The sequence below is a fragment of the Gillisia xinjiangensis genome (genome assembly GCF_046298265.1).
Lineage (GTDB): Bacteria > Bacteroidota > Bacteroidia > Flavobacteriales > Flavobacteriaceae > Gillisia > Gillisia xinjiangensis.
In genome coordinates this window covers 1-532 of the sequence record NZ_JBKAHK010000114.1, presented here as the reverse complement: position 1 = coordinate 532, position 532 = coordinate 1, and the positions used below count along the sequence as shown (strand labels likewise).

At 66.0% G+C, this 532-nt stretch carries 1 protein-coding gene; it reads left to right on the top strand.

Going from position 1 to position 532, the window contains the following annotated elements:
- Positions 1-259 precede the first annotated feature (259 nt).
- The coding region (locus ACKGJN_RS16760; protein WP_409540709.1) for an ELM1/GtrOC1 family putative glycosyltransferase at positions 260-532 on the top strand (273 nt) is incomplete at its 3' end.

The window sequence follows — 532 nt, the reverse complement described above, 5'->3', positions numbered from 1 at the left end:
CTGCAGGATCTGCAGGTCGATTCGGTCCAATTTGACCCGGCGCATAGGCCCCTCGGTAAGGATATCCCTGAAATGCCCCCGTTGCGGCGGACACTGAGTAACAATATTACCCGAGGGCCCCGGCTGGCAAGCCCAAGACAACCCGGACCGGCTGTGTGAAACCGCTTTGTTTCGCCACCCGCCGGGGCGAAAAGCCGGCGGAGCGCCTCGGTTTCGGCCTTGCACCGGCTGCGGCGTGGGGCGCATAGTCGCGTCCGCAATGAACCCTGCCGACGTTCCTTCCCCGACTGATTTCTCCTCCACGACCGACGCCGATGCCCTGGCCGGGCTCTCCTGCTGGGTGGTCACCGATGGCAAGGCGGGCATGGAGATCCAGTGCAAGGGGCTTGCCGAGACCCTGGGATTCATGCCGGAAATCAAGCGCATCTCCGTCACGAAGCCGTGGCGCTGGCTGCCGGCGGCGCTCATTCGCGATCCCCTGGCAACTCTCGGTCCCAAGGGCGACCGCCTGGCGCCGCCCTGGCCCGACCTG